Origin of the sequence: Paraburkholderia steynii, assembly GCF_900100565.1 — a bacterium.
Classification (GTDB): Bacteria; Pseudomonadota; Gammaproteobacteria; order Burkholderiales; family Burkholderiaceae; genus Paraburkholderia; species Paraburkholderia terrae.
Genome location: NZ_FNDI01000005.1, coordinates 385,828 through 399,064 on the forward strand (window position 1 = coordinate 385,828; position 13,237 = coordinate 399,064).

General features: G+C 63.4%; 12 protein-coding genes. 7 read left to right on the forward strand and 5 right to left on the reverse strand.

Annotated features, from left to right (window positions below; all coding sequences use genetic code 11):
- Positions 1-34 precede the first annotated feature (34 nt).
- The 4 genes from BLT65_RS12640 to BLT65_RS12655 form a co-directional block, all read right to left on the reverse strand.
- Entirely contained in the window at positions 35-346 is a 312-nt protein-coding gene (locus BLT65_RS12640; RefSeq protein ID WP_091778120.1) for a high-potential iron-sulfur protein, read from the reverse strand.
- Between the two features lie 139 nt (positions 347-485).
- Entirely contained in the window at positions 486-1,592 is a 1,107-nt protein-coding gene (locus BLT65_RS12645) for an NAD(P)/FAD-dependent oxidoreductase (protein ID WP_091778122.1), read from the reverse strand.
- 280 nt (positions 1,593-1,872) lie between these two features.
- On the reverse strand, positions 1,873-2,160 hold the full coding sequence (locus BLT65_RS12650) for a DUF4148 domain-containing protein (protein WP_042312981.1): 288 nt from the start codon (positions 2,158-2,160) through the stop codon (positions 1,873-1,875).
- A gap of 233 nt (positions 2,161-2,393) precedes the next feature.
- Positions 2,394-3,371 (reverse strand): AAA family ATPase, encoded by a 978-nt coding sequence (locus tag BLT65_RS12655; protein ID WP_091778124.1) that lies wholly within the window; start codon positions 3,369-3,371, stop codon positions 2,394-2,396.
- 327 nt (positions 3,372-3,698) lie between these two features.
- Here BLT65_RS12655 and BLT65_RS12660 point away from each other — a divergent pair, with 327 nt between their 5' ends.
- Complete coding sequence (locus BLT65_RS12660) at positions 3,699-4,205, forward strand: hypothetical protein (protein WP_091778126.1); 507 nt, start codon at positions 3,699-3,701, stop codon at positions 4,203-4,205.
- Between the two features lie 28 nt (positions 4,206-4,233).
- Complete coding sequence (locus tag BLT65_RS12665) at positions 4,234-5,031, forward strand: endonuclease/exonuclease/phosphatase family protein (RefSeq protein WP_042312975.1); 798 nt, start codon at positions 4,234-4,236, stop codon at positions 5,029-5,031.
- A 15-nt stretch (positions 5,032-5,046) separates the two neighbouring features.
- Here BLT65_RS12665 and BLT65_RS12670 read toward each other — a convergent pair whose 3' ends face one another.
- Positions 5,047-6,036 (reverse strand): aldose 1-epimerase, encoded by a 990-nt coding sequence (locus tag BLT65_RS12670; RefSeq protein WP_091778171.1) that lies wholly within the window; start codon positions 6,034-6,036, stop codon positions 5,047-5,049.
- Between the two features lie 308 nt (positions 6,037-6,344).
- Between BLT65_RS12670 and BLT65_RS12675 the strand changes: the two genes are divergently transcribed.
- From BLT65_RS12675 to BLT65_RS12695, 5 genes are all read left to right on the forward strand, one after another.
- Positions 6,345-7,397, forward strand: a complete 1,053-nt coding sequence (locus BLT65_RS12675; RefSeq protein WP_091778128.1) for a LacI family DNA-binding transcriptional regulator — start codon at positions 6,345-6,347, stop codon at positions 7,395-7,397.
- Between the two features lie 107 nt (positions 7,398-7,504).
- Entirely contained in the window at positions 7,505-8,509 is a 1,005-nt protein-coding gene (locus tag BLT65_RS12680) for an ABC transporter substrate-binding protein (RefSeq protein ID WP_042313025.1), read from the forward strand.
- A 610-nt stretch (positions 8,510-9,119) separates the two neighbouring features.
- Positions 9,120-10,685 carry a sugar ABC transporter ATP-binding protein gene (locus tag BLT65_RS12685; RefSeq protein WP_208545766.1) on the forward strand — a complete coding sequence of 522 codons (1,566 nt, stop codon included), beginning with the start codon at positions 9,120-9,122 and terminating at the stop codon, positions 10,683-10,685.
- The gene (locus tag BLT65_RS12690; RefSeq protein ID WP_091778132.1) at positions 10,675-11,682 is read left to right on the forward strand and encodes an ABC transporter permease; all 1,008 of its coding nucleotides are present in this window, start codon (positions 10,675-10,677) and stop codon (positions 11,680-11,682) included. Before BLT65_RS12685 ends, BLT65_RS12690 begins: the two co-directional genes overlap by 11 nt.
- Positions 11,683-11,704: 22 nt before the next feature.
- Positions 11,705-12,691 carry an ABC transporter permease gene (locus BLT65_RS12695; RefSeq protein ID WP_042313023.1) on the forward strand — a complete coding sequence of 329 codons (987 nt, stop codon included), beginning with the start codon at positions 11,705-11,707 and terminating at the stop codon, positions 12,689-12,691.
- Positions 12,692-13,237: the final 546 nt, after the last annotated feature.

The window sequence follows — 13,237 nt, forward strand, 5'->3', positions numbered from 1 at the left end:
CGACACGTGCCCATGCCGACTGGATTTCGTTGTATCAGGCCTTCTTGTTATATGCGCTGCACCAACCCTTGCTTGCGACCTGCTTGCCCGCGAACATCGGGCAGCCCGCGTAGGCGTCGGTGGCCTTGCCCTGATAGAAACTGCAATTGCCGCAGTCCTGGCCAGCTGCGTACTTCGCGTATTTGGCCTTGTCGACTTTGGACGCGTCTTCCTTGTAGCCGAGCGCCTGCGCGGTCGGATCGGATTCCGCGACCTTCGGTGCATCGGCGAACGCCTGGCGCGACAGCGCGAGCGTCGATGCCACACCGATACTCGTGATCAGAAACGTACGACGTGAATTGTTCATGGGGACTCACTCCATTGGTATTGTGGGGGTCAACGCCGTTCTAACGACAGCGGTCCCCAAGCATATCAATGAAGCCGACGCGCGTGATGCTTCAAATCCCCGTCATAAGCGAATCGGTAGTGCGTGTGTGCCTGCGCATTCATGCGCGTCCGCTGACTTCGCACACGCGCTGCGCAATCGCCAGCGACGCCGTCAAACCCGGCGACTCGATACCGAACAGATTCACCAGACCACGCACGCCATGCGCGGCGGGACCCTGAATCAGAAAGTCGGCGGCCGGCTCGCCGGGACCCGACAGCTTCGGACGAATGCCCGCGTATGCCGGTTGCAGCGCATGATCGGGCAGCGCCGGCCAATAGGCGCGGATCGCCGAATAGAACGATTCGGCCCGTTGCGGATCGACGTCGTAGTTGATCGAATCGACCCATTCGACGTCCGGGCCGAAACGCGCCTGGCCGCCGAGATCGATCGTCAGATGCACGCCGAGTCCTGCTTCATTCGGCATCGGATAGATCAGGCGGTTGAACGGCGCGCGCCCTGAAATGCTGAAGTAGTTGCCGCGCGCGAGATAGAGCGGCGGCACATGGCGCGCGTCGAGCCCGCGGATCTTGCGCGCGATCGTGTTCGCATGCAGCCCAGCGCTGTTGATGACGCATGCGGTGCCGATCGTCGTCGGCGAGTTGCCGCCAACCTTTACGATGAAGCGTCCGTTGATCGCTTCGATCGCTTCGACGGGCGCATGGAACGCGCAGACGGCGCCGTCGCGTTCCGCGTCGCCCTGCAGCGCGAGCATCAGCTGATGGCTATCGACAATGCCCGTCTGCGGCGAGAACACGGCTTCGACACATTGCAGCGCCGGTTCGAGCGCCTGCGCTTCCTCGCCGCTGATACGCATCAGATCGAGCACGCCGTTTTCCTTGCCGCGCGCCATGATGCTTTCGAGTTGGGGAATCTGGTTGCGCGCAGTCGCGACGAGCAATTTGCCGCAGCGCTGGTGCGGCACGCCGCGTTCGGCGCAGTAGTCGTACAGCATCTCGCGGCCGAGCACGCACAGCGCCGCCTTGAGCGATCCGCGCGGATAGTAGATGCCCGCGTGTATCACTTCGCTGTTGCGGGAACTCGTGCCGACGCCGATGGCTTCCGCCGCTTCCAGCACGATCACTTCACGTCCGCGCGCAGCCAGCGCGCGCGCGACGGCAAGACCGACGACACCAGCGCCGATCACCACACATTCGATCTGATCCATGTCCGTTGGACGCGGCTCACTGCGCCGCGTTCTACCTCGTCATCCACCAGGATTTCGATAGCGTGCGGTGTCGTCGAAACCGTGACCGCGTGCTGTCGAACGCTTCACATGCACAATGCGAAATGACGCGACGCGCTACAGACACAAATGCCCGCAACCTTGTGCGGCTGCGGGCATCAATATGTGGGAACGCGTCGAGCGTTTGAGTCAGTGTACGCCCACGACGCTCATTCCAGGTGAATTTGGCGGACTCGTTCCGCCTGAGCCACAACGGGCTTGATCAATCCTGCGCAGTTGTGCGTTTGAACAGATGGCGCAGGTCGACGTGTGCGATGGGCACCGTATAACCGCCCGTTGCAAATTGCTGAGGATAAGCAGGTGCGTTCGGATTCAGGCTCAGTTCACCGTTCGCGCGGGCTTGCACCAGATCGGCCTTCACCTCGGCGCGCGTCTTCGGTCCGTTGACGCTGGACGGCGATTGCGTCGGAGCCGGGCTGTAGCCGCTTGCGAAAGCGGGCGCGGCGACGACTGCGGAAATCAGCAAAGCGGCAAGCGAAAGCTTCTTCATGATCGGTTCCTGAGGTGAAGTCCAGTTCGAACGAAACGCTGTTTGCATTTCAGTGAACGGAGTCTAGTCCTCGCCTATCGGATTGCCGACCCTCATTAGCGGAATTGACTGTTGTTCGAATGTGTTCAAATCAGGCGCGAATCGCCCTGTTTTCGCTATGGAATAGCTGCAACATTGGAACAATGAACAGGTCGCGCGAGCGCGACCTGTTCGCATAAATAACGCGAACGACGCTAGAAACCGATCGGTTTGCGGCGCGAATTGTAGTCAAGGCGAATGTCGTCGGCGCCGATATGGTCACGGCTCGCGATGCGCGCCGAGCCGAAACCGTTCAGGATCGCGCGCCGCATTTCACGCGGCGACGCCTGTGTGAGCGCGTCGAGCGCCGCGCCGCCGAGTTGCGCCGGAAACCGCTGGCCCCAGCCGTGCGCCGAGCGGATTTCGTTGTAGATCGACTGCGCGATGCGCCGAGAGCCGTCGCGGTCCGGCGGCGGAATCTCGTAGACGTTCATCCGGTTCAGGATCGGCTCGGGAATCGCGCGTTCGTCGTTCGCAGTCGCGATCCAGATCACATGGCCCGCGTTGATCGGAATCTCCGCGAACTCGTCGATAAAAGTCTGCGCGGTGTCGTGCTCGAGCAGCGCGTACAGCGCGCCGAGTGGATCGTATTGCGAGTCGCCCGTCGCCTTGTCGATTTCATCGACGGCGATCACGGGGTTTGCATAGCTGCCATGCACGAGCGCATCGAACACCTTGCCCGGCTTCGCATTCTTCCATTGCGACGACGCGCCCGACAGAATCCAGCCCGCCGTCAATGAACTCATCGCGACATAGTGATACGCGGTGCCGAGCAGCCGCGAGAGCTGCTTCGCAAAGTGCGTCTTGCCGATGCCGGGATCGCCGAGCAGCAGGATCGGCATCAGTTCGAGGCGGTCGTCCGTTTCGAGGCACAGCGCGACCTGCTTGCGGATGTCGTCGAGCGGCTCGGTGAAGTTGGGCAGCGAGCCGATCAGATCGTCGATGGACGGCATTCGGTTCGGCTTCACGCAAAAGCGCAGATTGCCGACCTTCAGCATCTTTTCGTATGTGGAACGCAGTGCGTCGCTGGCGCCTTCGCTGAGTTCGTTGAGTGCCGTCTCGACCTGATCCAGGTCATAGACCTTGCTGAACGATGCAACTGCGATTTCCTGTTTCACCATGGCCGTTGTCATTGCTTCACCCCGTCGTGCTGGTCTTGCATCCGCAGCGTCCCCGACGCCGCTTTAATTTCAGTGTAACGACGCCGAAATGGCATGCAAGCCAGCAGTCATGCGGGTCTGCTGCTAACCGCACATGTCGGGCGAGACAATTGCTTGAATCGTCACATTCGCGCCCCTATCTGCAATGCAATGTAACCGCCGCGCGCTGAACCTTGGTTCCAGATCGGGTGTCAGAAAACCGTTATCCCGATAAAGCGTAAGATGGTCGGCGGTCGCAGAAAGAACGCGCGGATGCCGCACGCTTTAGCGAAACGCAGCGATTCCGGAGACTCATTGTTCATGTGGAAAACCAGCCTCGTTGCCGCCGTGTTCGGCACCACGTTGATGGCGCAGGGCACGATGGCCCAGACGCAGCCGCGCAGCGCGCCGTCCGTCGTCAAGTGGGAACTGCAGGTGATGCGCGACGGCCAGCAGATCGATTCGTTCGACGGCAACACGACCGTCGGCCAGGCGCGCACGGACACGCATCATCACGTGGTGCAAAACAGCGTCGGTTGCAAGGACGTGCCGGCGGGCAGCATCGATCTCGCGCGCACGCTGACCATTTCGCCGACCCAGGCGGATGCGAGCGGCGTCACGTTCATCATCGACGCGCAGGAAACGCTCGAAGACCCGTCTACGCGCACCACCAGCACCGGCTGCAAGCTGCCGCCGCAGCCGCGACAGGTGAGCGCGAGCCATCCGGGGCTGAAAGTGCCGCCCGGCGACTGGACGTCATGGACGATCGTCGACAAAGATCCGAATCTCGTATATCGATTGCGTGCAAGCGTCGCAAACAACCCGTGAACTTAACGAAAGACGTGGATAACGCGGCATGCGAAACCCCGAAGAACTGATACGCGAAAACCTCGACAGGAAAGATTTCATCGCCGTGAGCTGGAACCTGCACAAGGGCCGCTCGCCACTCGGCTTCCAGGCATGGCAGGCGATGCAGCGCTGGGTACAGTCCGTTCATGCCGACGCGTATTTCCTGCAAGAAGCGATGGCACGGCGGATGCCGGGCCCCGTGCTCGCCAGCTCGTTTGGCGCGCGGCTGGGCGACATCGACGACGACGTATGGCATTGCCAGGCGACCGAAATCGCCGACGCGCTGCAGTTGCAGATCGCGCTGGGACCGAACGTGTTCAAACCGTCGTGGCGGCATGGCAATGCGATCCTGTCGCCGCATCCCCTCGATCTCGGCGGACGCTGGGACATTTCCGCGCACCGCTTCGAGCGGCGCGGCCTGCTCGTTGCACGTGCGACATTCGGCGGTCACGCGGTGACGCTGCTGTGCGCGCATCTCGCGCTCACGCGCCAGGCGCGGCTGCGGCAGATGAACTGGATCGCGCACTGGATTTCGAAGGAAGCGCCCGACGGTCCACTCGTGCTTGCGGGTGACTTCAACGACTGGCGCAACGATTCCGTGCCGCTGTTTCGCGAGCACGGCCTGGAAGAAGTCGCGACGCTGCTCGGTGAGCCGGGACGCACGTTTCCGGCGTTCTCGCCTGCGCTTGCGCTCGACAAGATGTTCGTGCGCGGGATGAAACCTGTCGAATGGATACAGCCAGCGCAAGAGACGGCGTGGCTGTCGGATCACCTGCCGTATATGGCGCGACTGCGCGTCGACTGAACGCGCGTTGACGCGTCAGCCGCGCTGCGGTTTCCAGTTGAGTTCGCCGCTGATCGCTTCGCCGGGCTGGAGCACTCGGTAGCCTGAGCGCTCTCGTGCGCCATCGTTGGCGTTAGCGTTGAAGCAGTCGGTCGTATTCGTGACAGGCTCGACGCACAACTGCACATCGTTCGCGGGCGCGAACACCACCAGATGATCGAACGGCGCGTCGGCGGTCATCGTCACGCCGCGCGCTTCGTCCGGCCATGCAATCGTCGCGCTGCGCGTCCAGCCGCTGAAGTTGTTGTCGAGATCGAACGCGTCGGCGCTCATGCCGCGCCTGAGCGCATCGACAGCGCCATGCGGGCCGAGATGCGTCGGCAACACGTGCGCGTCGGCGTGCCACATTTCATCCACATGCGCGGTAATCACCGTGTTCGACGTACGCGGATAGTACGGGTGATGGCCCATGCCGAACGGCATCGGACTTTCCGAGAGGTTCTGCGCGGTGAGTGTCAAGCGCAGAGCATCGCCCAGCAATTCGATGCGCTGGCTCGCGCGATAGTGAAACGGCCAATCGCTGCGCTTTTCGCTATCAGGCACATGCTCGAAATGCAGTTCGACGGACGAAGCCGTGCGCGCGCCAACGCGCCACGGCCTGCGCCACGCATGACCATGCAGCGCATGCGCATAGCCGTTTCCGTCGCCGCCGAGATCGATCGTGCGGCCGTCGAACTCGAAGCGCGCATCGCGGATGCGGTTGCAATACGGAAAGAGCGGGAAGCTCGCCATCCGCAGCGGATCGCAAGCGGCGAGCGCCGCGCTCGTCGCCGGACGCAGCCAGTGCAGCACGCGTTGCGACGTGTGCTCGCGCACCACGTCGAAATAAGCGGCAATCGATCCGCCGACCTCCGGCGCGACCACGAGCGTCGTATCGCCACTGGACAACACGACGAGCGACGGGTCGTCGATGCGCAGATCGGTGGCGGAATCGGCTGCGGACGGATGGAGGGAAGCTTCGCGCATAGTGGTTTGAATTGGCGTGGGCGGTTGCGACGTCGTCGGGCGCGCGCGTTCGATGCCATGCGCCGAAGCGGCCCGCGCGTGCGAGAATCGCACGGCTGAATTCTCCGGTCAATATTATTAGTAATAATGTCGACGAAAGTCCGCCGCCAGAGGCTATCGCTGCCCAGTAAAAAAGCGGGGTTTGCGTGTGTTGTCCAGCGCATATTATTAGTGGTACCGTCAGTACACGATGCCTGCGGCATTCACCGTCAACGAGCCGCCGTTGCGCGGCCAGATCAATGAAAAAATCGACTCAGCGCCGCCCGACGATGACCGATATCGCCAAGCTCACCGGCGTGTCGCAATCGACTGTTTCTCTCGTCCTGAACAACGCGACCGGCGCCAAATTTTCCGAAGCGACCCGCAACAAGGTGCTGAAAACCGCGCAGGATCTCGGCTATCGCCTCACGCCGCGTGAACCGCTGCCGCCGTCGTCGGGCGAGCGCAATCTGATCATCTATCTCGCCGACGAAATCTCGACCAGCCCGCACCCGGTCGTGAACATCGACGGCGCGCGCGATGCCGCCTACGCGAACGGCAAGCTGCTCGCCGTCTACTCGACCCACGGCAACGCCGACATCGAGCAGCAGGTGCTCGATGCGGCTCTGGCGAGCCCGACCGTGTTCGGCGTGGTCTACGCGACTGTCTACACCCGCAAGGTCACGCTGCCCGCCGCACTCGCGCGCGTGCCGACCGTGCTGCTGAACTGCTATACGAGCGAGGGCGGCCAGTCGTCGATCGTTCCCGCCGAAGTCGCGGGCGGCCATGTCGCAACCGAATACCTGCTGCGCGCGGGACACCGGCGGATCGGCTACATCAACGGCGAGCACTGGCAGGACGCGGCGAAAGACCGTCTGAAGGGCTACCGCACCGCGCTCGCGACCGCCGACCTGCCGTTCGCGCCCGAGATGGTCCGCGACGGCGACTGGAGTTCGGGCACGGGCTTCGAGCACACGCTGTCGCTGATGCGCGAGCCTAATCCACCGACCGCGATCTTCTGCGCGAACGACCTGATGGCGCTCGGCGCGATCGAAGCGCTCAAGCAGCTCGGCTACCGCGTGCCCGACGACGTCTCGGTGCTCGGCTACGACGATCAGGAAATCGCGCGCCACACGCATCCGCCGCTGTCGACCGTCGTGCTGCCGAACTACGAATTGGGGCGCTGGGCCGTCGATACGCTGCTTCAGGAAGTCCACAACCAGGCAGCGGGCGCGCCCGTGCGTCACCGGATGGTGAAACTCGACGGGCCGTTGATCGAACGTGGGTCAGTCAGGGAAATTACCGAGGCAAAACGCGCCGCAATTAATATTATTAGTGATTGACCAATAATAATTCGCGATGGAATAATCGGCACGTCCGGTCACCACCGACGTGCCGGCGGCAGTTGAAGCACAAAAGCAAAACACACCAACTGGTACTGGAGGAAGACATGGCGTCGCACAATCGGGATTCGCGCGGGCAGCGGCTTCAGCCGCTCGCCGCAGCATTGCTGGCAATCACTTTGGGATTCGGCATGGCATCGGCGCAGGCTGACGATCTGCCGAAAATCCCCACCAAGAAACCGCTGAAAGTGGGCTTCGCCCAGACGGAGAGCAACAACCCCTGGCGCCTCGCCGAAACCCAGAGCTTCAAGGACATCGCCGCCAAGTGCGGCTGGCAGATGGTCATGACGGATGCCAACGGGTCCAACTCGAAGCAGGTCTCCGACATTCAAAGCATGATCGCGCAGCACGTCGATCTGCTCGTGTTCCCTCCGCGTGAAGAGAAGCCGCTCGCGCCCGTCGTGTTGCAGGCTAAGAAGGCGGGCATTCCCGTGATTCTCGTCGACCGCAACGTCGATCAATCGGTGGCGAAGGCGGGCCGCGACTACATCACGTTCATCGGCTCGGACTTCATCGACCAGGGCCACCGCGCAGCCGACTGGCTCATCAAGGCGACGGGCGGCAAGGCGAAGATCATCGAACTCGAAGGCACAACGGGCGCTTCCGCCGCAAACGACCGCAAGAAGGGCTTCGACGAAGTGATCGCGAAGAATCCGGGCATGTCGATCATCGCGTCGCAAAGCGGCGACTTCGCGCGCGACAAGGGCCGTCAGGTAATGGAAACGCTGTTGCAGGCGCATCCTGATGTCACGGCCGTCTACGCGCACAACGACGAAATGGCGCTCGGCGCGATCGCCGCGATCAAGGCGGCAGGCAAGCAGCCGGGCAAGGATATCCAGATCGTCACGATCGACGGCACGAAGGGCGGCCTCGATGCGATCGCGGCGGGCGAGCTTGGCGCGAGCGTGCAGTCGAGCCCGTTCTTTGGCCCGCTAGCATGCGACGTCGCGCAGAAATTCGCGAAGGGCGAGAAGGTGCCGACGTGGGTCAAGGTGTCGGACCGCTTCTACGACAAGGGCAACGTGCAGGAAAGCATGCAGTACGGTTATTGAGCGTTCGTTGGTGTAACCCGGCCGGCGCGTTTTCGGTTTTCACGCAGCGAGGCGCGCGCAGCACGGCCGACACGCTGGGCTTCACCGGGCATTCGTGCCCGGCTGACGGGAAGGATTCGAGGCGACGTGTCTGTGGCGCGCGCGTTCGCGTTCCATGGGACGTCGCTTCGCTTTGTCGGGCGTACCATCGACTTCGCGAACTGACCGACAGTATGTAATTCGCGCGCCGGCCGTCGCGATAGCCACGGGCCGCGCTGCATCGCAAGCGATGCAGCATGGTGCCATGCGTAAGGCGCTAAAGCGCTAACGCTTTGCATGGGGCCGGACTAAGCGCTAAAGCGCCAAGTCGGGGCCGACATCTGGTCGACCGCGCTGCATGGGACCATGCGTAAGCGCTAAAGCGCTAACGCAGGTCGACCGCGTTGCATGGGACCTGCGTAAGCGCTAAAGCGCTAACGCAGGTCGACCGCGCTGCATGGGACCAGCGTAAGCGCTAAAGCGCTAACGCTGGTCGACAAAGGAGACACACGTGACGCAATCCCACGCGCCTTCCGACGCGGCCCCCGGCGCTCATCCGCCGCCGCCGTCCTCACGCGCGACCCTGCTCGACATGCAGGGCATCGACATTTCGTTCGGCGGCGTGCCCGCGTTGCGCGGCGCGAATCTCAGCGTCGCCGCAGGCGAGGTGCATGCGTTGATCGGCCAGAACGGCGCGGGCAAATCGACGATGATCAAGATCCTCACGGGCGCCTATCGGCGCTCGGGTGGCAGCGTGCGCTTCGAAGGTCGCGAGATCGATTTCCGCACGCCGAAGGAAGCGCGCGAAGCAGGCATCAGCACGATCTACCAGGAGATCAACCTGGTGCCATTCCGCTCGGTGGCTGAGAACATTTTCCTTGGCCGCGAACCGCGCCGCTTCGGTCTGATCGACTGGCGCGAAGTGCAGCGGCGCGCGTCCGCGCTGCTCGAATCGTTCGGTTTGCAGATCGACGTGAAGAAGCCCGCGGGCAGCTATTCGACGGCGATTCAGCAGATGGTTGCGCTCGCGCGCGCCGTGTCGTCGGACGCGAAGATGGTCATCATGGACGAATCAACTTCGTCACTCGACGAACGCGAAGTCGAACTGCTGTTCACCGTCGTGCGCAAGCTGCGCGACGACGGGCGCGCGGTGATCTTCGTGTCGCATCGGCTCGACGAACTGTATGCGCTGTGCGACCGCGTGACGGTGATGCGCGACGGCCAGACCGTTGCGCAAAGCGCGATGAAGGATATCGACAAGCGCCAGCTCGTCACGACGATGCTCGGCCGCACGCTCGCCGCCGTCGTGCAGGACGACAGCACCGCGCGCGAAACGAATCTCGCGCGACGCGGCGACAAGGCGATCTCGGCACGCAATCTGTCCGCGCATCCAAAGGTGAGCGACGTGTCGCTCGATGTGCACGCGGGCGAAGCCGTCGGCCTCGCGGGCCTGCTCGGCTCGGGCCGCACGGAAACGATGCGCCTACTGTTCGGCGCCGACCCCGCCGAGCGCGGCACGCTGTCGATCAACGGCAAGGACGTCGCGCTGAAGTCGCCGCAGGACGCGATCGCGCGCGGCCTCGCGTATCTCACGGAAGACCGCAAGGCCGAAGGCATCGTGCCGGACCTGTCGGTGCGCGACAACCTCACCCTCGTCTGTCTGCGCACGCTGTCGAAGCACGGCATCGTCGATGTGAAGCAGCAGCAGGCGATCGTCGATCGCTTTATTGCGTCGCTTGGCATCAAGCTGCGCTCGCCCGATCAGCCGATCCGCGAACTGTCGGGCGGCAATCAGCAGAAGGTGCTGCTCGCGCGCTGGCTCGCCGCGCAGCCGTCGCTGCTATTGCTCGACGAGCCGACACGCGGCATCGACGTCGGCGCAAAGGCGGATGTCGCGAAGATCGTGCGCGAACTGCGCGACGAAGGCATGGCGGTGCTGTTGTCCGCTTCCGAACTCGAAGAACTGACGGCCGTGGCCGATCGCGCCGTAGTGATTCGCGACGGCCGCACGGTCGCCGAACTGGATGGCGCGCAAATGAGCGAATCCGCGATCATGGACGCGATTGCCTACGGCAGCGCGGGCACCTCGCAACTGGTGGAAGCAGCGCAGTCCGCGCATATCGACGATGCACTGGAGGGCGACCGTCATGGCTCATGAGTCGCTGCGCAACGACGGCGCGCCGCTCGCAGCGGCTTCAGCGCCGCCCGATCCATCGACGGTGAAGAAGAAACGCCGCATCACGATCCAGCGCGAGATCGTCGTACTGCTCGCGATGCTCGTCTTCAACCTGCTCTTCACACAACACTTCTGGTCGCTGCAAACCTTCAACGTCAATCTGACGCAGGTCGTGACGATCGTGATCGTGGGCATCGGCATGACGCTGGTCGTCGCGACGGGGGGCATTGATCTGTCCGTGGGCGCGTCGATGGCGATTGCGGGCGCGCTCGCGCCAATGCTGTTCCTTCATATTGCCGGGCCGCTCGGCATCGCGCTCGCGTTCGTGCTGCCCGTTCTCGCCACCGCCGTGTGCGGTGTGTTCAACGGCTTTCTCGTCACGCGATTAGCCGTGCAGCCGATTGTCGCGACGTTGGTGCTGTTCATCGCCGGGCGCGGCATCGCGCAGGTCGTCACCGACGGCAGCCTGCAGGCGTTCAACAATCCCGCGTTCCAGTGGATCGCGCTCGGCAAGGTGGCGGGCGTGCCGTTCCAGGTGCTGCTGATGTTCGCGCTCGTCGCGTTCTTCGCGTGGGTCGTGAAGAAAACGCTGTTCGGCCAGTATCTGCTCGTCACGGGGGGCAACGAAAAGTCCGCGTATCTGAGCGGCGTGCCGACCGCGCGCGTGAAGATGATCGCGTACACGCTGTGTGCGGCGCTGTCCGGCCTTGCAGGGCTGATTTCGATTTCGGTGAATTCGTCGTCGGATGCGAATGTGGTTGGGCTCGGCATCGAACTCGATGCGATTGCGGCCGTGGCCGTTGGCGGCACTGCGTTGACGGGCGGCAAGGCGTATATCGGCGGCACGCTGATTGGCGCGCTGATCATCCAGTTGCTGCGCTACACGCTGCTCGCGCACGGCATTCCTGATGCGGCCGCGCTCGTCGTCAAGGCGGGCATCATCATCGCGGCTGTGTACGTGCAGCGGCGTTCGCGCTAAACGCTTGGCAAAAGACGATCCGATGAAAAAGAACCTGCCCATCCTGATTGCGCTCGGCGCGCTGATCGTGCTCGGCCTCGTGCGCTACGAGCATTTCGCGTCCGAGTACAACATCACGTCCTTCTGGCGCTACAACTCGATGTTCGCGCTGATCTCCGTCGGCATGGCGTTCGTGATCATCACGGGCGGCATCGATCTGTCCGTCGGGACGGTCGCGGCGATGTCGAGTGTCGTGGCGGCGCTTGCCAGCCCGTATGGCGGCTGGGTCGCGGTGCTCGCGGGCGCGGGCGCGGGCCTGCTGGTCGGCGTGCTCAACGGTCTCATCATCACGCGGCTGAAAATCCTGCCGTTCATCACGACACTCGCGACGAGCCTCGGCGCGCACGGCCTCGGGCTGCTGCTCGGCAAGAACGACGCCGTGTCGATTTCGTCCGATACGAACTTCGCGAACTTCGGTCAGGGCGACCTGTTCGGCCTGCCGATTCCCGGTCTCATCGCGCTCGTCGCTGCCGTCGCGGGCTGGCTCGCGCTGCGCAGCACGCGCTTCGGCCGGCATTCGCTGGCAATTGGCGGCAGCGAGGAAGCGGCGCGTTTGATGGGGCTGAACGTGAACCGCACGCTGGTCGCCGTGTATGCCGTGAGCGGCTTGTTGGCGGGCCTGGCGGGCGTGATCCTCGCCGCGCAGTTCGGCGCGGGGCAGCCGAATGAGGGTGTCGGGTGGGAGTTGTTCGCGATTTCGGCCGTGGTGCTCGGCGGCACGCTGCTGACGGGCGGCGAAGGCTCGATCGCCATGACGATCGCGGGCGTGCTGCTGCTCGGGCTCGTGTTCAATCTGCTGAACTTCGAGAACGGGCTTGGGTTCATCAGTCTGTCGGCGTACTGGCAGTCGGTGATACGTGGCGTGTTCCTGCTGCTGGTGATCGTGCTGCAGGCGCGCGTGCTCAAGCAGCGCGCACATAAGGCCACGACGCCGGACGTGGGTGCGGGTGCGGGGCAATCTGCGGGGTGAGGTTTTTTGCTTTTGCTGACATCCGCGATGCGTTAGGTCGCTTGGCGCGTCGCCCGTGTGTGGGGCGGGACCGGCTTTGGGTTGTCTGCGACGCTGGGTGGTTTGCTTGTGCTTGCGCTGGCATCCGCGCTACGGTGTTTGCCATTCACGCCTCGCCCCTGTGCGGGGCGGGACCGGCTTTGGGTTGTCTGCGACGCTGGGTGGTTTGCTTGTTTTGATGTTGGCATCCGCGTTTCGTTAGCTCGCTTCACGCGTCGCCCCTGTGCGGGGCGGCACCTACTTTTCTTTGCCGCCGCAAAGAAAAGTAGGCAAAAGAAAGCGGCTCACACCGCCAACTCTTCTTCCTGCCTGAGGGCCCCCACAGGTTCTTACGCTTCACACGGCAATCACGTGACCCACGTTCGTTGCCAACGTTCTTGCGGTGCGCCTGACCCGCTTCACGCACCCGCACTGCAGCATGCCGCACCGGATATTCCGCCGCCGCCCAGGTGGCAAACTGTGTGTCGGCCCAAGTGCTCCACACGCCTCACTTCGGACCGCTACGCA

Excerpts from the sequence above, each read along its gene's own strand:
- BLT65_RS12640 (WP_091778120.1), bottom strand. The coding sequence starts at position 346 with ATGAACAATTCACGTCGTACGTTTCTGATCACGAGTATCGGTGTGGCA.
- BLT65_RS12645 (WP_091778122.1), bottom strand. The coding sequence starts at position 1,592 with ATGGATCAGATCGAATGTGTGGTGATCGGCGCTGGTGTCGTCGGTCTT.
- BLT65_RS12650 (WP_042312981.1), bottom strand. The coding sequence starts at position 2,160 with ATGAAGAAGCTTTCGCTTGCCGCTTTGCTGATTTCCGCAGTCGTCGCC.
- BLT65_RS12655 (WP_091778124.1), bottom strand. The coding sequence starts at position 3,371 with ATGACAACGGCCATGGTGAAACAGGAAATCGCAGTTGCATCGTTCAGC.
- BLT65_RS12660 (WP_091778126.1), top strand. The coding sequence starts at position 3,699 with ATGTGGAAAACCAGCCTCGTTGCCGCCGTGTTCGGCACCACGTTGATG.
- BLT65_RS12665 (WP_042312975.1), top strand. The coding sequence starts at position 4,234 with ATGCGAAACCCCGAAGAACTGATACGCGAAAACCTCGACAGGAAAGAT.
- BLT65_RS12670 (WP_091778171.1), bottom strand. The coding sequence starts at position 6,036 with ATGCGCGAAGCTTCCCTCCATCCGTCCGCAGCCGATTCCGCCACCGAT.
- BLT65_RS12675 (WP_091778128.1), top strand. The coding sequence starts at position 6,345 with ATGACCGATATCGCCAAGCTCACCGGCGTGTCGCAATCGACTGTTTCT.
- BLT65_RS12680 (WP_042313025.1), top strand. The coding sequence starts at position 7,505 with ATGGCGTCGCACAATCGGGATTCGCGCGGGCAGCGGCTTCAGCCGCTC.
- BLT65_RS12685 (WP_208545766.1), top strand. The coding sequence starts at position 9,120 with ATGCAGGGCATCGACATTTCGTTCGGCGGCGTGCCCGCGTTGCGCGGC.
- BLT65_RS12690 (WP_091778132.1), top strand. The coding sequence starts at position 10,675 with ATGGCTCATGAGTCGCTGCGCAACGACGGCGCGCCGCTCGCAGCGGCT.
- BLT65_RS12695 (WP_042313023.1), top strand. The coding sequence starts at position 11,705 with ATGAAAAAGAACCTGCCCATCCTGATTGCGCTCGGCGCGCTGATCGTG.